The organism is Halomonas sp. 3F2F (genome assembly GCF_014897805.1).
Classification (GTDB): Bacteria; Pseudomonadota; Gammaproteobacteria; order Pseudomonadales; family Halomonadaceae; genus Vreelandella.
In genome coordinates this window covers 24,545-43,917 of sequence record NZ_JABUZE010000066.1, presented here as the reverse complement: position 1 = coordinate 43,917, position 19,373 = coordinate 24,545, and the positions used below count along the sequence as shown (strand labels likewise).

Sequence of the window (19,373 nt, the reverse complement as noted above, 5' to 3'; positions counted from 1 at the left end):
CCCCATGACTTCGCCGCTCACACAACTTCGTAAGTTTGTCGCTCCTGAAATTATTTTTGGCGACGGGGCACGCCACGCAGCGGGCAACTACGCCACGACATTCGGGGCAGAAAAGGTACTCCTGGTCTCCGATCCCGGCGTGCTGTTAGCAGGCTGGGTCGCCGATATTGAAGCCAAGCTGTTGGAAGCCAATATTGCCGTTGAGCGCTTTACCGCCGTATCACCTAACCCGCGGGTCGATGAGATTATGGCCGGTGCCGAGGTCTACCGTGAAACCGGCTGCAAAGCAATTGTGGCAGTGGGCGGCGGCAGCCCCATGGACTGCGCCAAAGGGATTGGCATTGTCACCGCCCACGGTGGCCACATTCTTGATTTCGAAGGTGTGGATACGATTCGCGTGCCCATTCCGCCGCTAATTTTTATTCCCTCAACAGCGGGTACTTCGGCGGATATTTCCCAGTTTGCGATTATTTCCGACCAGCAGCGACGCATGAAATTCTCAATCATCAGCAAAGCCGTAGTGCCTGATGTGTCGCTGATCGACCCTGAAGTCACTATGACCATGTCGCCCTATCTCACCGCGTGTACCGGGGTCGACGCGCTGGTGCATGCCATCGAAGCGTTTGTTTCAACCGGTAGTGGCCCGCTTACCGATGCTCATGCCTTAGAAGCCATGCGCTTAATCAGTAGCCATCTTGAGGCACTGGTGGCGAACCCAGCCGACGGCGAGCTGCGTGCCCAAGTAATGTTGGGCAGTATGCAAGCGGGGCTGGCGTTTTCAAACGCCATTTTGGGCGCGGTACACGCAATGTCGCATAGTTTAGGCGGCTTCCTGGATTTACCCCACGGCTTATGCAATGCCATGCTGCTAGAGCACGTGGTGGCTTATAACTACGAAGCCGCCCCAGACCGCTTTAAGCGGGTTGCCGAGGCCGTGGGTATCGACTGTCGGGGGTTGTCACAGCAGCAGATCAAAAAAGCGCTGTTTCAGTACTTAGTCGACTTAAAACATGCCGTTGGCCTGGGCGGAACCCTTGGCGTGATGGGCGTCTCACGCAGCGACGTGCCTTTTCTCACTAACCATGCGTTAGGTGATCCCTGCATCCTGACCAATCCACGCCGTTCCAGCTCAAGAGACGTGGCGGTGGTTTACGAAGAGGCACTATGAAAAAAGCCAGCGATCCCTCGGGCTTTTCGGTCAGCGACCTACTCGGGCTTGGCCAGCAGTCGGCGCGTAAAAGCTACTATCGCGAGCTTTCCGTACGCTTAGAAGAGCTTGAGGTGGAGCGCAACCGCTACAAATGGCTGTTCGAAAACGCGCTGCACGGTATTTTTCAAGCATCGCTGTCCGGCAAACTGCGCGCCGCTAACCCGGCGCTTGCCGCCATGCTTGATGATAGTAGCGTGGTGCATACACTCGAGCGCTGCGCGCGCTTTGACGCACTGTTTGTTAATGCATCTACAGGGCAACAACTGCGCGACCTGCTGCTCGCGCAAGGCCACGTAACGGGCCAAACCACCTGGTTGCAAGGTGCATCCGGGCATCAGGTACCCGTGGCAATTACACTAATACGTAAGCCCGCCGAGCTTGCCGGGGACGAAGACCTGATCGAAGGCTTTGTGGCGGATATTACCGAGCGTGAGCGCGCTCGCCAGCATTTAGAAACCCTCAACACCCACTTGGAAGCACGGGTAGTTGACCGCACCCAAGCGCTTGAACGGCTCAACGAGGAGCTTAGAAGCACTCGCGATGCCGCAGAGTTTGCTAACCAAAGTAAAGACCGCTACCTAGCCGCCGCTAGCCATGACCTGCTACAACCCATGAACGCTGCACGCTTATTGGTGGCCTCGCTACAGGAGCGACTGACCGACAGCGAGAACCTGGCTTTGATTGAGAGTGTGCAAAACTCATTGGAAGGCGCCGAAGCGATTCTTTCCGATCTGTTGGATATTTCACGGCTGGATCACGGCCAGGTACAGCCACAACTACGCCACTTTAAACTCGACGATATCCTCAGCAATCTGGTTGATGAATTTTCCCCGGTGGCGCAACGTAAAGGACTAACGCTGCGCTACGTGCCTTCTCATCAAGCGGTGACCAGCGACCCTTATCTACTCAGCCGCATTGTGCGCAACTTTCTTGCTAACGCCTGCCGCTATACCCAGCGTGGCGGTATCTGCCTGGGTGTCCGCCGTCATGGCGACGACAGCCTAGCCGTGCAGGTTGTCGATAGCGGTATTGGTATTCCCGAAAGTGACTACCAGCTTATTTTTCGCGAGTTTCACCAACTTAACGCTACCCGTGCGCGGGACCGCCAGGGCGTTGGCCTGGGGCTTGCCATTGTAGAACGGATTAGCCAGCGCCTTGAGCATCCGCTCACTGTGCGTTCTGCACCCGGCCAAGGCTCCTGTTTTGCTGTTACGGTGCCGCGTGCCGGCGGTATTTCCTTTAGCCAAGCCCCCGCTCCCAGCGCGCCGCCCTCCGCTGACGATGAGTTTGAAGGTCTTCGCGTGCTGATCCTGGATAATGAGCCAACAATTTTGCAAGGCATGGCGCTGCTGTTAACTGAATGGCAGATCAGTTGCGATACTGCCCTGGATATCGATACCGCTAAAGCCTGCCAGGAAGCACCGGATATGCTACTGGTCGACCTGCACTTAGATGACAATATGACTGGCCTGGAGGCTATTCGCCAACTTCGCCAGCACTGGCACGACCCGCATCTGCCAGCCGCTATTCTCAGCGCCGACCGCTCTGACCACTGGCAGCGCCGCCTGCGTCATGCCAGCGTGCCGCAGTTAAACAAACCCGTTCGCCCCGGCAAACTGCGCGCGTTGCTGCGTAGCCTGCTCAATGGCTAGCCTAAGTTTCCAACAAACCTGTATCTCCCTGCCTAACGGGGCGCAGGGAGTGCTGGCCCAGGCGCCCCACTTAACCCGCGCTCACGTTAGTATCGCCATTGCGGCGGGCTATTTGGATGAGCCGCGCACCCTGCCAGGGCTGGCTCATCTGCTCGAGCACGTGCTCACTACCGCGCCGTTGGAAGCGTTTTCTAACATCAGCCTACTTACTTGGTTTTCCCAACACCAAGGCAGCCTGAACGCCCATACCGATGACTACGTCACCGATGTACATTTCTCGATACCAGCAGAGACCCTAGAAGCAGCGGCGCTCACTGTTGCCAGCCAGCTCGCCAGGCCTGCGTTTTCGCCATCCGTCATTTGTGCCGAAGTCGCCGCCATCGACGCCGAGTGGCAGGCCCGCCAGCACAGTTCGGCAATGCAACGGCTGTCGGCCATCGCCACGCTCAGCGATTCACAGCATATTGGTGCAGACTGCCGTCACGGTAACGCGCAAACCCTAGGCAGCGACACGGCACTATTACTTGATGCGCTCACCGCGTTTCACCGCGATCACTACCACGACGGCCGCGTTAGCATCGCCATTATTAGCCCTTGGGCCACGGAAACGATGACCCGCCTGGTAAAACGCATGGCAACGCTGTTTAGCCCACCCACACCCAGCGCTCCTTCGCTTGCCATTACGTCCCGTTGGAGCCGCCTGCCACACGCGAAGATAGCCAGGACGGGCAACGCCATTGAGCTACTGTGGCCGCTGCCTTCGGCCGTCGCTCGTCATCAACTTACCGCCCTTGGCGACACTGCTGATCGGTTAAATCAAGGCTTCCTAGTGGAGCAGTTACCTGGCTCGATTACCGACTACCGCGCAACGCTGGCCCCTAGTGGGACGACAGACGCCTTTAGCTTGACGCTAAGCGGCACTGCGACACAGGAGCAGGTGAAAGCCCTTGCGGCAGCCCTAAGTGAGCGCTTAGCAGCCCTGCTCGGCACAATACCTAACGATCATAACAACCGTTGGCAGCCACCCGCTGATACGGTGCAGTTGGCCCCGGCTTGGTTTGCACACGCCCGCCACCAAGCGCTAGCTCGTCGCTTTACTGCGCAGCCCTCTGAACATCAGCCAGACGCAAGCCCGTTTGCCGCTAACAATGCCCGTTGGCTATTAGATAACGCGTCTCCATCGCCCTCACCACCCGCTTTTGATAGACAACCAGCGGCTTACCCCGCCGTGCAGCACTGGTGCGGGCTGTACGGTGTTAACGATGATTTTGCGGCACTTGTCACCACTGCCTGGGCGGCCTGCTTTGTGCCCGAGGCGATCATCGTATCCAGTCCGCTCACAGCTCAGCGGCTGGCGCTTCAGGCTATTGTCTTCAAGCAAGAGAACTCGCCCCACGGCAGTTGGGTGATAACGGTGGGTAGTCAAGCCAACCACGCCATGGTAGCGCTGTTGGAAGATGCCGTACTGGCTGTTTCTAAGGCTCAACAAGGGCTGCAGGCTCAGCAGTTGATACAGCGCTTAACACCATTGCCTGCCACGCCTGCGGTGTGGGTTTCCCATAGCACAGGCGCCGCTGCCGTTTGCCACGCGCTAGCAAACCTGGCGAGCCACGTCGCAATACGCGCGGAGCAGCCTCCCCCTGCTAGCCTACCGACCAGTACCGCCATCATGCGGACACTAAGCCTACCGGGCACCCCCAGCCAACGATTACTCTTAGCACTTGCGGAGCAGCATCACAGCGCGGCTTTTTTTCAGCAGGCACGCTATGACCATCACTTGGGGTATGTAGCAGCGGTTCGCAGGGGCGACGGCGCGCCCTGCTCACTTGGCTATGTCGTGCAAGCGAGCAATGCAGGGCAAGTCAGCAAAGACGCGGGCTCGGCAGGGAGGAAGCCGATAGAGGAAAAACTACGGTCGATCACCGACGCCCTCTGGCAAGAGTCTGATAGCGTTCTGCAGGCGCAACTGCCAACGCTAACACCGCCTGAAACGCCACTCGCAGCGCTGACTCTTCAGTGGCAAAGTCTCTTGGCAGGTACCCATCAGCCACTGCATCGCCTTGGACAACAACGCATCGATTCACAGGCACTTACCAATTTACTTTCTCAGATAAACACCTTGGGCCACTGGCAAACCCACTGGCTGGATAGCGCTGGCCACTATTTTGTCAGCGATTGAGGAACTGGGAAAAATCGATATCGTTGGCTGATAAAATCGCCTGTACTCGGCTAGTCACACCCAGCTTGCGCAAGATCGCTGACACGTGGGCTTTCACCGTGGTTTCTGCAATATTAAGGTGATAGGCAATCATCTTGTTAGATTCACCGCGCGTCATATGCTCCAACACTTGTAGCTGCTTGCGGGTCAGCAGGCGCAGTTGTTCCGCGGTAAACCCTTGGTCCTGATGGCGACGCTTGCGGATACTGTCCGGTGCGCGCATGGCATCGGCAGGTAGAAAGATATTGCCTTCCAACACCTGGGCAATGGCGTGGCGCATTTGATCACGGGGCAGTGACTTGGTGATAAACCCCGCCGCACCACAAGAGACTGCCTGCAGAATAATCTGCTTATCCTCTTCCGCAGACACGATCACCACCGGAATCGTAGGCTGCTCATTACGCAACTGCAAAAGCCCTGTTAACCCGTTCATGCCGGGCATATTTAAATCTAGCAATATCAAATCAAGATCAGGATCTTGCTGGGCATGGGCGAGGGCCGAATCAAAGTCTTCTACTTCGATAACCTCAGCATCTGCGTAAGCTTCACGGATCACTCGCGCCATGGCATCGCGCACCAGGGGATGATCGTCGGCAATCAGGAGTTTATATGTCGCTGTCATTATTATGGTTGCCTGTAGTTTAGCTAAATCCCGCTTACTGTGTCTTTTATAACACTCTACTAAGTCATCTCGACTAAGTCACCTCGACTAAATCACCACTACGGAGTCATCCGCCTTTAGTGAAGCAACTTCCCACCACCAAGCGGAGCCCGGCTACTGCTCAGCGGCTTTCTGCTTAAAGGTGCTAGCGAATTCGATCAGCGATTGCGTCAACCAAATGAGGGCAGGATCGTTGGCATGCAGCCCATGCTGAATCAGCGTCATATTAAGGGCAGGTAACTCTTTAGGCGGCGCGACGATCCGCACCGGCAGCATGGTGATAAATCGCTCGGCCATTTGGCGTGGCAACGTCATGATCGCATCAGTGAGCGCAACGACCCGCGCTGCCGCAATATAATTTAAGTTCTTTGAAATCACTCGGCGGTTTAAGTCGTGCTGCACTAAACAATTATCGATATTACTGGGTCTTAAACCGCTGATATCAGACAGTGCCACATGGGACTCACAGGCAAACTGCTGAATATTCAGTGCATCACCTACGCGCTCATTGTCAGTCGCAGCCAAGCAAACCAACTCCTCATCCATCCAAAGATGCTGTATGACACCACTGGGCAGCACACTTTGGCTATCCAGCCCGACCACCATATCCACTTGGCGCTGTTCCAGCCCTTCACTCAGTACGTTGGGGGTGATCAGCTCAATGGAAAAGCTGATATCCGGCGCGTAAGCCAGCAATTGGCTAAGAAACGCCGGATACATCACCTCTTCAAAATAATCCGTGGTGGCCAGGGTGAAATGCCGCTCGCTGGTGGAGGGTAAGAAGTTGATCGGCGGGGCGAGGCCTTCCTGCAACATGGCCAGTGCCTGCTGCACGACTGGCAACAGCGCCAGCGCACGAGGCGTTGGCTGTAGACCATTGTTGGTACGTATTAATAATGGGTCATCCAACGCGTCCCGCAGCCGTTTTAAGGCATGACTAAGGGCGGGCTGGCTTAAATGTAGCTTTTCCGCTGCTCGTGTCACGTGACGCTCACGCATTAGCGCTTCAAATACCAGCAGAAGATTCAAATCAAAATGACGAAGCGAACGCATAGCGCCTCACTATTTATCCAACGAATGGTTTCATTCTAAACATTCATTTCATTCATCGCTAAAAATTCCTTATCGTCGCGCTACTTCAAGCCCTATCCCCCTGTTTTATTTCTACTGCACGCCATAGGAGTACACGCTCGGTGACCCCATCTCAGATCATGCCAAGCCTGTTTGGTGATGTTATCTCTACCTTTATGGGCGTGCCGAAGGCCACGGATCCTAAAACGACCGATGCTGAGGTCGTGGTCAGCGGTGTGCCCTTTGATCTAGCGTGTTCAGGACGATCAGGCACCCGCATGGGGCCAAACGCCATTCGTCAAAGCACTGCTAACCTGATCTGGGAAGGCAAACGCTGGCCTTGGGACTTCGCCCTGGAAGAGCGGCTGCGGGTATGTGACGCGGGCAATCTGGACTACGCCTACGGTGAGCCGGAAAGCCTAGTCGATAACCTTGAGACCCACGCATTGCGGTGGCTAAAAGCCGATAAAAAAATGCTGACACTGGGCGGCGACCACTATATCAGCCTGCCCCTGCTACGCGCTCATGCTCGGGTGCATGGCCCACTGGCACTGATTCATTTTGATGCCCACACCGACACCTACGAGCAAGGCACGCGCTTTGACCATGGCACTATTTTCCACCATGCCCTAAAAGAGGGCTTGGTAGTGCCTGAGCACTCGCTGCAAATTGGTATTCGCACCAGCTATGATCGTCATAACCACCCTTATGAAGTGCTGGATGCAGACTGGGTAAATGATCACGGCCCTGCCGCCGTACTGGAACGCATTCGTGCCCGTGTTGGCCATCATCCAGCTTATATCAGCCTGGACATTGATGGCTTAGACCCTGCCTACGCGCCAGGCACCGGGACACCGGTATGTGGCGGTATGTCTACCGACCTGATGCTAAAAGTGATCCGTGGCATGGTCGGCATGCCGTTAATAGGCATGGATGTTGTTGAAGTAAACCCCGCTTACGACCATGGCGATATCACATCACTCGCCGCAGCCACGTTAGGGCTAGAGTTTTTATATACGCTGGCCGCGTCTAAGCGTGTTGAAAGGTTAAGCGTGTAAATCTCGCTTCACGTTGCCGCCTCTTCACTCACAGTGTTGAGGCGGAACAAGGTTGAGAAGTAGTTGAGCAGTAGACGGCTCCTGCTGATCATTACTCTTCACGCACCAACGTCGCATCAAAAGACACATCAATATCCATGGTATTGCTGTGATCATAGTCGTCTGACATAGACGCCAAATAGGCAAGCGACGTTGCAACACGCCCTTTTACTCGGCCAGTGTCACCATCGACATCCAGCAGCTCTATATCAATGGGCACATCTTGTTCTGTGCCGTAATGGGGCAACATTCCACTTTCAGGAAAATAGCTCACTGAGGCAGCACCCGCGTTGCCATTCATCACTATAAAGCTAATGCTAAGCGTGCCCTGGGTTTCAAATCGCGGTTCTCGATGCCCTTGGACAGTGACATTCATCATGCCCGGCATCAGCTCAGAAAAATTAGCCGTAGAACCTTCCGAGTGCGTAACGACATGCCACTCCTTAGACTCTCCATCTAGCGTGCCGCTGATCTCATCGGCAACGGCGTGCCCGCCCACCCACATAAGCCCACCCAGTAACAGTGCACCGCTCACGTATCGCTGTGGATTTATCATTTATTTTTCTCCTGTTTAATCACTTGTCTAATTCGGCGCCACTGATTTTATTGCTGGTTATTATGCTGGCTGAAACGGGGTGAGTTCGCCTTAGTGCACAGCTAGCGCACTGCTTCTTTTATTATAAAATTCAGCAGATTACTGTCTCGGCCAGGGCTGTTGATCACTGGTAGAGAACATTAGCGCAGTATCGCCTGCACCGAGGACAATCAGCCGCTCCCAGAGCGCACGGGTATGATCATCCATCAACTGGTCGTGGTGAATGACGAGGTCTAATGCGTCGTCCTGCCCCAGCCCCCTTTCTATATAAACCTCAATAAAGGGTTCCCCTGCTGCAACACTTTCCGGCCACTCTGGGATACGCCAGCCAGCGTGACCCTGCTCATCGCGTAGGCTCAGCTTCTCTAGGCCTACCTGTAGCACCGATAGCTCCAGCGGCCCCTGGTCGAACAGAGGCTCGATCGGCTCGAATTCTGGCCAATCACGCACTGCTTCGTTGAGCGAGTCGACGTCACGACAAGAAAACTCGAAGCAGTCAGCATCGTGCTGTTGTGACAGCTCGCGTCGGGCCACATGAACGAGACCTGCAACCTGCCCCATAATAGGTCGAGTAACCAGCCGCCAAGCAACGTCCGGCGTCTGACCAAATTCTGCAGCAGGAGCCACCTGCTTCTCGCCATATATCTCGATAAGCTCGGCGCGACGCGACGGCCCAAGGTTAAAACGCGAAATCTCGACCAGTTCAGCTATCAGTGGCGAACTCAACTCAGGGGTCACATTGGCCTGAGCATAGCGTAGCCGATAGCGGACGTGTGGAAGCACAGGCTCTTCGTTGAGCACTACCAGCAGCGCCTTACCCAATGGGCCAATATCAGCGTCGGCCAAGAACACACTGTCGCTGCCGCCATTATCGGTTAGCGCCTCACGCAGTTGCTCCTCTAACGCCGCCGCCTTCTGGCGCTGCCATGTGTCTTCTGGAATAAAAACCGCCGCGACATCCTCCAGCGAGGCGGCTTTTTCCAGCCGTTGATCTGCCGCCATTTCACCGCCATAGACAACACCACAGGCACCAAATGCAGCACAAAAAGCCAAAGGACGCAGACTCAACATTCAGCTCTCCTCACTCAATCGCTCAGAGCGGCGACGTTAACGAGCACTTTGCTCACGCACAGCGGCAAGATCCCAGTCACGCATTAAGTCGACGGCGACATCCTGGGATTCCAGGTTTTCACCCTTCACCTGCATCATAATTCGACCATCGAGTAATAGCGTCACTTCTGCACGGGAGCGTTCAGGCTCCCACTTCACCACTGCCGCTTCACGCCCTAAACGAACACGCTCCATATTAGGCTGCGCGGCGATCATTGCCGGATTATTAAACATTGCCCCCATGCTTTGTATCAGCGGGCTATCAAGCATCATGCTCGCGGTTATCTGACCATCGCCGTCATCTTGTTGATAAGTGCGCTCAAGCGACGTACCACCAGCGCCAAACATGGCAGCGGCTCCCCCTCCTGCGCTACCGGAGGACGCTTCATGTGCCGTCCAACCATCTGGTGCATCAGGGAACGTTTGGGCAATCAGGCCTGACATCATCTTGCGCATGTCTTCAATAGCAAATTCCAACTCGGTAATTGCCGCGCCGTACTCTTGCTCTTGATAGAGCTCAAGACCTAGCTCGATCTGTTCAACGACCTCATCCGCTAATACGCTTTGTGCGGCTGGAAGCATTAGGACGCTAGCCAGTGCAACAGCCTTGAGACGATGTGTCGACAAGATAATATTAGATTTCATGCCTCTTCCCTCTTAGTAGATATTGTTGGTTATTTCGAAGCCGTTTTACGATTTATCTGACGCTACTTTCTTATGCCTGCCCCCTATCGAATGCGCTCGCTTCATTTGTTTGTGTTGTTTGCTCAGAGGCAACTTTCTGTTTTAACTCACGGAATTTTTTTGACATACCATCCAGTTTAGCTTCCCATTCAGGGTCTGGGGTTTGGCCTTCGATGACGTTGAAGTAGACCTGCATCATGCAGGTCACAGCCAGCGGCTCGAATACCGCCGCTTTAACGCTCCAGGCAAACAACAGAGCAATCAATAGGCCCGTCGCTGACCAGCCTCCAGGAATCAGATACGCTACCAGCGCAGCCGGTGCCAGCATTACCAGAAAGACCAAGAACGACAGCAGATAGATGATTAATGTTAGCCAGGCGGCATTCTTCATCATTGGCTTTAGGTTCTGCCCATAAAGTACTAACGCATCTCGCGAGCTTGCCCATGTATTGGTTGACCGCGTCCGGATGCAATACGCCAGAATCACTTCATCGATAAAGCCTATGGCAACACGTAAAAAGGCTTGCACAATGCGTAAAAACTGCTGCGCCCCTGGAATTGGCAGAATCCGAAACACTGTCCTGACGATGCCAACCAGTGACCTGAGTACTCCCTTGATCAATTGATCCACCACAAACAGGGCACTAGCCTGGCCGAACCGCTGCTTAACCACCTGGCTGGCATGCTGAATTTGTCCACGTCCTTCGGGTAGCGACTGCCCCGCCAACAACTCGACCAATACCGCAATATGCCCTGCTTTAACGACATACAAGAGGTACTCACGCAGCACATACATCACCGCACCAACAATCCCAAAACCAATGGCACCACCCCAAAAAGTTGAAGCCGCGCGAAAACCTTCGTCACCAAAGCCGCCAACGCCCCAGCCGACACCAGCGCCAACGCCCGTCATCAGTACATAGGCCAGCGCAACGCCAAAATAGACCACTAAGCGAAAGATAATAAAAGGTAACGTTCTGAGCATCAGGCCAATGGCCTGACCAAGCCGAAAATCCCACATAAGCATGTATCTCTATTAGTGAAGACGTTAAATAACGTGTCGTCATCAATAACGTTAAAACATGCACAGCAGTGGCGCCCCCTTCGTTTGAAGAGGGTTAACGTGGTGACGGCATGTTATTGCGTCAACACTTTGCTAAGGTGAATGAATAAAGCAGCTCTCTAATAAGAAACATTAACCAAGCGATGGCGAGTGCTCCCATGCCCCTACTCTATTTTTTATCAAGTTTGCTGGCTGCCATACTCGCTCCTTCAATGCTGTACGCCGATAGCCATCATTCAGCGGCGATAGAACGCCTGCTGCCTCCCCCCTCTGGGCCAGTGCTGCTGACCATTGACGGAGCAATCAGCCACACCAATATCGACAATAGCGCCCAGTTCGACGCACTAATGCTTAGCTCGCTAAATTCCTATACGCTCGCCACAGAGACGTCGGTCTCCGACGGCGTTAGCTACTTTGAGGGCTTTCTATTGCGCGACCTGCTGGAATGGGTAGGCGCCGACGGTGAACAGGTCATTGCTACCGCGCTGAATGACTATATTGTTGAAATTCCACTGAACGACTTCTATCAATATGATGTGCTGGCTGCCACCCATATGAATGGCGAAGCACTAACCCCTCGCGATAAGGGACCGCTATGGATTGTCTATCCGCGCAACGATCATCCAGAGCTGCAAGATATCCGCTACGACTACCGCTGGGTGTGGCAACTTAACGGGCTGACCGTGGAATGATCCGTTTTCCGGCTCGGGCACGTATTTACTGGTTGCCGCTGGTGGCCATTGGCCTGTTCATCACTCTTTTATTTTTCTCTCTGCTACGCCTGTCTGGGGTCGAGAAAGATATGCGCAGCAACGTTGATGAGAACATGCTGTGGGTGATCACTCAGTCCCAGTTAGCAAGCCATCGCCTGCAGGAAGCGGTACATCGCCATGCCATGGGGCATACTGATGCTCAGCCAGAACAACGCCTAGATGTGCTCTACAGCCGCCTAATCCTTATGGATCAAGGCCCCCAGCGTCGTTATATTCAAGCCTTAGGCTTTGAACCGCTACTGGATGACACCCTTGAGCAGTTAGCGCACATTGACAGCCTGCTACCGCTATTCTTGCTGGACGAACTACCCTCTGACGATATGTACCGCAATATTCAGCCGCTGCTTACCACATTAAACCGCATGGCCAATGCGGTCATGATGGAAGAGTGGGAAGCTACCGGTGAGCGGCTGGACGACTATCGCGATAGCCTAATGCAGGTGATTTACTCAGCCGTGGGCATACTGGTCACTGGCCTACTGTTAGCCCTGTTATTGCTATGGGCGCTTAGCAAACGCCGGCAGGCACAAGAAGCGCTTACCCAGCACCTTGATCACTTGGAAGACGTCGTCAGCGCTCGCACTCAGGATCTGGAAGATCAGCGTCGCAGGCTGGCAGATTCAATAAACACAGCGCCTGATGGCTTTGCGGCCTTTGATGCCACCGGGCAGTTACAGTTAATCAACGCGCGTTTAGCGCAGTTACTCCCTGAGACAGAATGCATCTTCTCTCCTGGCTCTCCCTTACATGATGTTGTAACGAAGCTCTGCCAAACCTGCGTTAGCACGTCGGCAGTACTGCCTCTTCACCAAGCCAGCGCACAATGCGATATCGAACTTGCTGGCGGCGAGTGGCGACAGTTGACGTTGCGCAGAACGCAATCCGGTGGACACGTCATGCGCCTTGCTGACATTACCTCTTATAAAGCAACAGCGATTGCCTTGGAAAACGCCCTGGAGCGTGAGCGAGGCATAAGTGATTTCTACCGTAGCTTCGCTGCCATGGTGTCCCATCAGTTTCGCACCTCACTGGCAGTGATTGATTCAGGCCTGCAGCGCTTGATGCGCCACCACTCGGGCTACTCGGCAGAAGAGCGGGCTGCCCGCTATCAACGCTTGCGTGATACCGTCGCCCATATGACTGAATTGGTTGATGCCTCGCTGCTGACTGCACAGCTAGACGCGGGGCAGGTAAGTAGCCATCAACAGCCCCACGACCTGATTAAGCTGGTCAGAAAGGCATGCCACTTACATCAGGAAGCGCTCGGCACTACTCGGCTACTCATTAACGTGGAGATTCCGCCGGGATTAAAAACGTTGCAGGTAAGCTGTGACAAAGCGCTAACCGAACACATTATTGATAACTTGCTGACCAACGCCTGCAAATATTCACGCCTGGGAAGCCCCATCAATGTCGAACTATCACGTGATGCAAACGGGGCTTACTGTCGTGTCAGTAATCAGGGAGATGCCATTCCTGATGCCGAGCAGTCGCATATCTTTGAACGTTTCTATCGTGGTGCCAATAGCACCGGCCAGCAAGGGCTTGGGCTAGGACTCAACATTGCCCGCACGCTGGCACATATTCAACAGGGCGAGCTGACATTGCTCCGTTCAACATCTGAGACGACTACCTTCCAACTCACCCTGCCCCAAGTACAGACACAGGCAGATCAATGCGGTACTCAAGTTGATAAGGAGTTAGCACGATGAATGAACGTGCGCCGTTGGTGCTATGTGCTGAAGATCATGAAGAGCTGCGCCGCGATTTATGCGACGAGCTGCGCGAGGCGGGCTACCGCGTTGTGGAAGCTAGCGACGGAGAGGAAGCGCTGGCACATTTGAAGGCGATGCCCGATGTAATTCTGTGCGATATCACCATGCCGCGCCTGAACGGCTATAACCTGCTACAGCAGGTGCGAAATGAATTCCCAGAACTTGCGGATACACCGTTTATCTTTTTGACCGCGCTTTCAGACCGTTTTGACATTATCGAAGGCAAACGCCTGGGTGCCGACGATTATCTGGTTAAACCGATTGACTACGATCTGCTGCTGGCCACGCTAGAAGCGCGACTGCGACAGGTAAGCCGTATGCGCGCCAAAAGCACGCGAGAGCTCGACCATTTGCGCCAAGGTATCCACCACTTACGCAGTGAAATCAGTGAGCACGCCTTTGCTGCAGCCAAGAGTGCACTCGACCTGATGGCCGCCGGTGTGGTGCTGTTGGATAACCGCGGCCAGCCACTGTTGACCAACCGAGCGGCCTTAAGGCTAAACCTCGACAAGCCGCCATTAAGCGGCATTCCTAGCCTGGAAGGCATTAGCGACACGTCCAGCCAACAACTACATCAAGCCGTGCGCAGAAGCCTAGCCGCCAATCGGCTTAGTGCTGAAAGCACTGATTGCCTACGCCTTTCCCGCTTGGGCGGGCACAGCGACCTGATGCTGTTTATCTGCTCACTCGCCAACGGTGCGGCAAACGCTGATAGCCCCGCGGTAGCTGTCATGCTGATTGACCCGAATCAGCGCGTCCAACTACCGGAGCCACTGCTTGCCGAGCTATTCGGGTTCACCCCCACCGAAGCGACTATCGCCACACACTTAGCCGAGGGGCAACGCAAGGAAGATATTGCCGAGCTGTTGGGCGTTTCCTCGACAACGGTGGCCTTCCACTTACGCAACCTGTTCCAAAAAACCGACACTCGGCGGCAGGCGGAATTGATCGCGGTGATTCTGGCCGGCTCAATGAGTCTATCTATTCAACGTTAAGGTCAGCGTATTGAAACCATGATTAATCGTGAAGGCATTTTCCAAAGACCAGACCAAGTGATCGACATCACGGGTTGGGATGTTCACAGAGATTATGAAGTTTTCCCAGTCGGCGCTCGTGATAAATCGCTCCGCGTCTGCCCTGCCTCCCCCCCATATGATTTCTGCCTGCCTGGGCATCGATATTTATTCAAAGAAGCTATAAAAAGTGCGAAAAATTCAGACAAGCCCCGTTATCCAAATCAATACTGGGCTGAAGTGATCGCTTTTCATATCGGTCGATTAATGGGTCTTACACTGCCACCCGTTTTTATTGCAATTGACTCTGTTCGAAACGAACCAGGCACCGTTAACGAGTGGTTTATTGGCTATGCAGATAGTAAGGAGGCTCGCTACTTTCCAGGCGGAGATTACTTGCAACGTCGCATATCAGGGTTCGATAGAGATAAAGGTAGACAGCACAACTTAACCACTATTATTGAGTTAAGTCGCTTGTTAGAGAGAGGCGGGTGGCTGGCTGATGACTGGAGAGAGTACTGGGGACTTTGCCTATGTTTCGATGCGTTAATTGGCAATACTGATCGCCATCAGGAGAACTGGGGAGTCATTTGGGGAGAAAATGGCCCATCCGCACGCTATACGCCTTACTTTGATAATGGCACTAGCTTGGGACATGAATTACAGCCGCGTAAAATGCATAGCATGATGCATGATTCCCACCAGCTAAATGCTTACCTTAGAAGAGGCCGACACCACATGCGATGGGCTAAAGAAGACCAAAACCGTCTACCGCTAATCCAGGGTGTTGCACAATATTGCCAACAGTTCCCTATCGCGCGTCCAATACTGATAGAACGATTGCAGCGTTGGTGCGATGATGACCTTAGAAAAATTCTGAATTACCTAACTTGCTTTGACCTCCCACACCCCTTTACCCAACAGCGTGCTGACTTCGTAGCGTTTTTGACTCTGACAAGGAGAGAGCGCCTGCTGCAGGCCCTGGAGAAATAGTATGACCCGCTTAATCGAACATCTAGTGGAACCACACCGGCTGCTGCTTTATTGGCAGGCGCGTGAGAGCACAAGCCGCTCTCGCTATTTAGTGGGGGAACTGATCAAGCGGGACGGTAAAGTGGTTCTCCTGTACGACCTAAATAGTTCTGAGATGGTCGAAGCAAAACGTATGGGCTTTAGAGGCTACCCGGCATTTCCTCTAAAGAAAACTGAGTACAGCAACCAAGTGCTGGAAGCATTCACTCGCCGCTTGCCGCCACGCAGTCGCCGTGACTTTGGGCGCTATCTCGAGCTACGCGCCATTCCAGCGAATGCTACTATTAGCGACTTCGCCTTGCTGGGCTACAGTGGCGCAAAACTACCCAATGACGGTTTTGAAGTTGTTCACCCTTTCGACAACCCACCTGAGGCCTTCGAGGTATTAATCGAAATCGCTGGGTTCCGTCATGAGTCACAGCTTGAGATAACTGATTTACAGGTAGGTGGCAGTATCCAATTTCTTCCCGAACCTGAAAACCCTGTAGACACTGGTGCCATTTGCATCGCAAGCGCCGGGCACAAGCTGGGCTATGTGCCCAGAGGACACCTCGACATGCTTCACCGTATGTTAGCAGAGGGCGCAATCCTTGAAGGGGAAGTATTCCGTACCAACGGAACATCAGAACGCCCGCTTGTCTATGTTTTGACGCGTATTTTAAAGGGCGACCTACCTATCCAAGCACTAAAAATGCAGGCTTAGTTCAACTCATCTGTTCTACCTAAGGCCCCCACCTCTTGGCTTATGAAGCGGTGGGGGCAAACAGAACTACCCTTGAGAAGCCGCCAGTGCTTGATCAATATCTGCTAACAGGTCGTCGATATGCTCAATGCCAATCGACAAGCGCACCATATCCGGCGTAACGCCTGCGGCCTTTAACTCCTGCTCATTTAACTGGCGGTGCGTGGTAGATGCTGGAATCGAAGAGCAGCTTTTAGCATCACCGATATTAACCAAACGCAGAATCAGCGCCAGGGCATCGTAGAAACGCTCACCGGCTGCCTGGCCCCCCTCAATACCAAAGCTAAGAATTCCCGAGGCATGGCCGTTCATATAATGCTTGGCCAGCGCATGGTCAGGGTGATTTTCCAAGCCCGCGTAGTGCACCCATTTCACCAGCGGATGGTTTTCCAAATGCTTGGCAACGGCTAACGCATTGGCACAAATGCGTTCAATACGCAGTGACAGCGTTTCCAGCCCCTGAAGCAGGTTCCAGGCCGCCTGGGCAGAAAGCGCCGCGCCCATGTTGCGCAGCGGCACCACGCGGGCACGGGCAATAAAGGCAGCATCGCCTACATCGCGGGTATAGCTAACACCGTGATAGGAGATGTCTGGCTCGTTTAGTAGCGGGAAACGGCTGGCATTTTCCGCCCAGGGGAATGTGCCTGAATCGACAATCACACCGCCCACCGTGGTGCCGTGGCCACCGATATATTTCGTGGCCGAGTGAACGACAATATCCGCTCCGTGCTCAATGGGACGACATAAAAACGGCGTAGCGGTGGTGTTATCAACAATCACCGGCACCCCATGGCGATGTGCCGCGTCAGCTAGCTTTTTCAGGTCCACCACGCCACCGGATGGGTTACCGATGCTCTCGCAAAACACCGCTTTGGTACGCTCATCAATTAACGCTTCGATGCCGTCGATATCATCTTTATCGGCAAACCGTACTTGGATGCCTTGGCGTGGCAAAGTGTGGGCAAACAAGTTGTAAGTGCCGCCATACAGCTCACTAATCGAGACGATATTATCGCCCGCTTCAGCGATGGTTTGGATCGCATAGGTAATCGCCGCCATACCAGACGCCACTGCCAACCCTGCAATGCCACCTTCTAGCGCGGCCACCCGCTGCTCCAGCACGGCGCAGGTTGGGTTCATAATGCGCGAGTAAATATTTCCTTCCACTTTCAGATCAAACAGATCCGCCGCGTGCTGGGCGCTATCAAATGAAAACGACGTGGTCTGGTGGATCGGCACAGCAACAGCGTTTTGTGAATCAGGCGCATAGCCATGGTGGAGGGCAATGGTTTCAGGCTTCATAAGAACGGCTCGCTAGTTGATGAAGAGTCACCCTTGATCCTAAACAAGCGCCACTCTGAAGGCCAACGTCGTTTAGTCGAGGTAATAATCCTGATATGTCAGATATTGCACTTATCTCTCCCCATATATTGCTAGAAGTATAGAGCCACCTATTGATGTACAGTATAATTAGCCTGTTAAAATAAGCCTCATGTTAGACTCACGACTTCCATCATTTATTCATACCTATCGACAAAGGAACTGGCGATGCAAACAACGCCTCTAGTACGCAAAACGTCCTGCACCTTAGGTTTAGCTGCCGTACTCACTCTCAGCGGCTGTCAATCAGGTGCAGACATGGGCGGTATGCTCTCCGCTGGCACCGGCCTAGCAGGCGCTGTCACCATGAGTGACGAACAGATGCAACAACTAGGCGATCAAACGATTGCCCAGCTTGATGCCGAAAACCAGCTTGTCGCCAGTGACAGTCAATATGCCGAGCGGCTGGCAAGCCTGACCCAGGGTTGGGAAAATATCGACGGAAACGATCTTGAGTACAATGTCTATCAGTTGGATGACATCAACGCTTTTGCGGTACCCAACGGCTCTATCCGGTTACATACCGGCCTAATGGACGCAATGACAGACGACGAAGTGCGTTACGTTATCGCTCATGAAATTGGCCACGTGGCGCTAGGACACTCCAAGCGTGCTTTCCAAGTTGCTTACGCAGCATCGGCTGCGCGTGAAGCCGCCGCTGCCAGCGGAAGTGCTACTGCAGCGGCACTGTCAAGCTCTCAACTTGGTGAGCTGGGCGAAAAACTGGTGAATGCCCAGTTCTCTCAACGTCAGGAAAATGAAGCTGATGACTACGCTGTTGAGCTGATGCAGCAGTACAACCTGAATACAGAAGCCTCCCTGACTGCGCTACGCAAATTGGAAGCAGCATACGGCAACAACAGCAGCTTTTTCTCCAGCCACCCCGCCCCGGGTGAACGGGCCGAGCGCCTTGAAGCTACGCTAAACTAAGCGCAGCCTACTGCTTCACCACGTATTACTTCAACGCTCGCTACTCCATTGCCTTGCCAAGTAAGCGCCTCTCGGTCTTGCTTGGCAACGGCATTAGCCTGTTCGCGACCATTTGCCCCCTACCACCCACTACCCAACACAAAGCAGCCGTTTGCCCTCACGGGAGCCGCGTGACGTTTCACCCGTCGCACCTCGTTTTTGTGCGTTAGTGGCCAATCCTAGCCCTCTCAAAAAACATTCTAAATAATAGAATGGTTCGAGTATTTTTAATCAATTTTATAATTATGTTAGCCTGCTTACAATATCTCTCGTCGTCCTATAGCGATGAACAGTCATCGCAAATGTAGCGACGTTTTATTTAACGTGA

At 53.8% G+C, this 19,373-nt stretch carries 17 protein-coding genes; 10 read left to right on the top strand and 7 right to left on the bottom strand.

The features are described from left to right. Positions 1–4 precede the first annotated feature (4 nt). From ercA to INT21_RS07745, 3 genes are read left to right on the top strand one after another with little or no spacing between them, the layout of a single operon-like run. Entirely contained in the window at positions 5–1,168 is a 1,164-nt protein-coding gene (gene ercA, locus INT21_RS07755; protein WP_125752196.1) for an alcohol dehydrogenase-like regulatory protein ErcA, read from the top strand. Then, entirely contained in the window at positions 1,165–2,862 is a 1,698-nt protein-coding gene (locus INT21_RS07750; RefSeq protein ID WP_193067619.1) for a NahK/ErcS family hybrid sensor histidine kinase/response regulator, read from the top strand. Before ercA ends, INT21_RS07750 begins: the two co-directional genes overlap by 4 nt. Next, entirely contained in the window at positions 2,855–5,041 is a 2,187-nt protein-coding gene (locus tag INT21_RS07745) for an insulinase family protein (protein ID WP_193059703.1), read from the top strand. Before INT21_RS07750 ends, INT21_RS07745 begins: the two co-directional genes overlap by 8 nt. On the opposite strand, the gene INT21_RS07740 is transcribed toward INT21_RS07745, so the two are convergent. Both INT21_RS07740 and INT21_RS07735 read right to left on the bottom strand, forming a co-directional pair. Then, complete coding sequence (locus INT21_RS07740; protein WP_089040527.1) at positions 5,031–5,702, bottom strand: response regulator; 672 nt, start codon at positions 5,700–5,702, stop codon at positions 5,031–5,033. The two genes, INT21_RS07745 and INT21_RS07740, sit on opposite strands and share 11 nt — an antisense overlap. Positions 5,703–5,855: 153 nt before the next feature. After that, positions 5,856–6,794 carry a LysR family transcriptional regulator gene (locus INT21_RS07735; protein WP_193059702.1) on the bottom strand — a complete coding sequence of 313 codons (939 nt, stop codon included), beginning with the start codon at positions 6,792–6,794 and terminating at the stop codon, positions 5,856–5,858. Positions 6,795–6,952: 158 nt separating this feature from the next. Between INT21_RS07735 and speB the strand changes: the two genes are divergently transcribed. Next, positions 6,953–7,870 carry an agmatinase gene (gene speB, locus INT21_RS07730; RefSeq protein ID WP_193059715.1) on the top strand — a complete coding sequence of 306 codons (918 nt, stop codon included), beginning with the start codon at positions 6,953–6,955 and terminating at the stop codon, positions 7,868–7,870. Positions 7,871–7,961: 91 nt separating this feature from the next. On the opposite strand, the gene INT21_RS07725 is transcribed toward speB, so the two are convergent. The 4 genes from INT21_RS07725 to INT21_RS07710 all read right to left on the bottom strand — a co-directional run bounded on the left by INT21_RS07725 (position 7,962) and on the right by INT21_RS07710 (position 11,319). Next, positions 7,962–8,465 carry a hypothetical protein gene (locus tag INT21_RS07725; protein WP_193059701.1) on the bottom strand — a complete coding sequence of 168 codons (504 nt, stop codon included), beginning with the start codon at positions 8,463–8,465 and terminating at the stop codon, positions 7,962–7,964. A 138-nt stretch (positions 8,466–8,603) separates the two neighbouring features. Beyond that, positions 8,604–9,575 (bottom strand): hypothetical protein, encoded by a 972-nt coding sequence (locus tag INT21_RS07720; RefSeq protein ID WP_193059700.1) that lies wholly within the window; start codon positions 9,573–9,575, stop codon positions 8,604–8,606. Positions 9,576–9,611: 36 nt separating this feature from the next. Beyond that, positions 9,612–10,259, bottom strand: a complete 648-nt coding sequence (locus INT21_RS07715; RefSeq protein WP_193059699.1) for a hypothetical protein — start codon at positions 10,257–10,259, stop codon at positions 9,612–9,614. A 70-nt stretch (positions 10,260–10,329) separates the two neighbouring features. Continuing rightward, the gene (locus INT21_RS07710) at positions 10,330–11,319 is read right to left on the bottom strand and encodes a hypothetical protein (RefSeq protein ID WP_172422634.1); all 990 of its coding nucleotides are present in this window, start codon (positions 11,317–11,319) and stop codon (positions 10,330–10,332) included. A gap of 200 nt (positions 11,320–11,519) precedes the next feature. On the opposite strand from INT21_RS07710, the gene INT21_RS07705 reads away from it, so the two are divergent. The 5 genes from INT21_RS07705 to INT21_RS07685 are packed head-to-tail and all read left to right on the top strand — an operon-like array spanning position 11,520 to position 16,657. Beyond that, positions 11,520–12,053 (top strand): molybdopterin-dependent oxidoreductase, encoded by a 534-nt coding sequence (locus INT21_RS07705; protein WP_193059698.1) that lies wholly within the window; start codon positions 11,520–11,522, stop codon positions 12,051–12,053. Beyond that, positions 12,050–13,846, top strand: coding sequence for a sensor histidine kinase (locus tag INT21_RS07700; RefSeq protein WP_193059697.1), 1,797 nt, complete (start codon positions 12,050–12,052; stop codon positions 13,844–13,846). Before INT21_RS07705 ends, INT21_RS07700 begins: the two co-directional genes overlap by 4 nt. Next, complete coding sequence (locus INT21_RS07695; RefSeq protein WP_193059696.1) at positions 13,843–14,904, top strand: response regulator; 1,062 nt, start codon at positions 13,843–13,845, stop codon at positions 14,902–14,904. Before INT21_RS07700 ends, INT21_RS07695 begins: the two co-directional genes overlap by 4 nt. 18 nt (positions 14,905–14,922) lie before the next feature. Continuing rightward, on the top strand, positions 14,923–15,915 hold the full coding sequence (locus INT21_RS07690) for a hypothetical protein (protein ID WP_193067620.1): 993 nt from the start codon (positions 14,923–14,925) through the stop codon (positions 15,913–15,915). 1 nt (position 15,916) lies between these two features. Continuing rightward, positions 15,917–16,657 (top strand): HIRAN domain-containing protein, encoded by a 741-nt coding sequence (locus tag INT21_RS07685; protein WP_193059694.1) that lies wholly within the window; start codon positions 15,917–15,919, stop codon positions 16,655–16,657. A 66-nt stretch (positions 16,658–16,723) separates the two neighbouring features. Here INT21_RS07685 and INT21_RS07680 read toward each other — a convergent pair whose 3' ends face one another. Then, the gene (locus INT21_RS07680) at positions 16,724–17,998 is read right to left on the bottom strand and encodes an O-acetylhomoserine aminocarboxypropyltransferase/cysteine synthase family protein (protein ID WP_193059693.1); all 1,275 of its coding nucleotides are present in this window, start codon (positions 17,996–17,998) and stop codon (positions 16,724–16,726) included. A 246-nt stretch (positions 17,999–18,244) separates the two neighbouring features. Here INT21_RS07680 and INT21_RS07675 point away from each other — a divergent pair, with 246 nt between their 5' ends. Next, on the top strand, positions 18,245–19,006 hold the full coding sequence (locus INT21_RS07675; RefSeq protein ID WP_193059692.1) for a M48 family metalloprotease: 762 nt from the start codon (positions 18,245–18,247) through the stop codon (positions 19,004–19,006). Positions 19,007–19,373: the final 367 nt, after the last annotated feature.

Coding starts and splice junctions, on each gene's coding strand:
- INT21_RS07680 (WP_193059693.1), bottom strand. CDS start 17,998: ATGAAGCCTGAAACCATTGCCCTCCACCATGGCTATGCGCCTGATTCA.
- INT21_RS07685 (WP_193059694.1), top strand. CDS start 15,917: ATGACCCGCTTAATCGAACATCTAGTGGAACCACACCGGCTGCTGCTT.
- speB (WP_193059715.1), top strand. CDS start 6,953: ATGCCAAGCCTGTTTGGTGATGTTATCTCTACCTTTATGGGCGTGCCG.
- INT21_RS07745 (WP_193059703.1), top strand. CDS start 2,855: ATGGCTAGCCTAAGTTTCCAACAAACCTGTATCTCCCTGCCTAACGGG.
- INT21_RS07740 (WP_089040527.1), bottom strand. CDS start 5,702: ATGACAGCGACATATAAACTCCTGATTGCCGACGATCATCCCCTGGTG.
- INT21_RS07750 (WP_193067619.1), top strand. CDS start 1,165: ATGAAAAAAGCCAGCGATCCCTCGGGCTTTTCGGTCAGCGACCTACTC.
- INT21_RS07695 (WP_193059696.1), top strand. CDS start 13,843: ATGAATGAACGTGCGCCGTTGGTGCTATGTGCTGAAGATCATGAAGAG.
- INT21_RS07675 (WP_193059692.1), top strand. CDS start 18,245: ATGCAAACAACGCCTCTAGTACGCAAAACGTCCTGCACCTTAGGTTTA.
- INT21_RS07690 (WP_193067620.1), top strand. CDS start 14,923: ATGATTAATCGTGAAGGCATTTTCCAAAGACCAGACCAAGTGATCGAC.
- INT21_RS07705 (WP_193059698.1), top strand. CDS start 11,520: ATGCCCCTACTCTATTTTTTATCAAGTTTGCTGGCTGCCATACTCGCT.
- INT21_RS07720 (WP_193059700.1), bottom strand. CDS start 9,575: ATGTTGAGTCTGCGTCCTTTGGCTTTTTGTGCTGCATTTGGTGCCTGT.
- INT21_RS07715 (WP_193059699.1), bottom strand. CDS start 10,259: ATGAAATCTAATATTATCTTGTCGACACATCGTCTCAAGGCTGTTGCA.
- INT21_RS07735 (WP_193059702.1), bottom strand. CDS start 6,794: ATGCGTTCGCTTCGTCATTTTGATTTGAATCTTCTGCTGGTATTTGAA.
- INT21_RS07700 (WP_193059697.1), top strand. CDS start 12,050: ATGATCCGTTTTCCGGCTCGGGCACGTATTTACTGGTTGCCGCTGGTG.
- INT21_RS07725 (WP_193059701.1), bottom strand. CDS start 8,465: ATGATAAATCCACAGCGATACGTGAGCGGTGCACTGTTACTGGGTGGG.
- INT21_RS07710 (WP_172422634.1), bottom strand. CDS start 11,319: ATGTGGGATTTTCGGCTTGGTCAGGCCATTGGCCTGATGCTCAGAACG.
- ercA (WP_125752196.1), top strand. CDS start 5: ATGACTTCGCCGCTCACACAACTTCGTAAGTTTGTCGCTCCTGAAATT.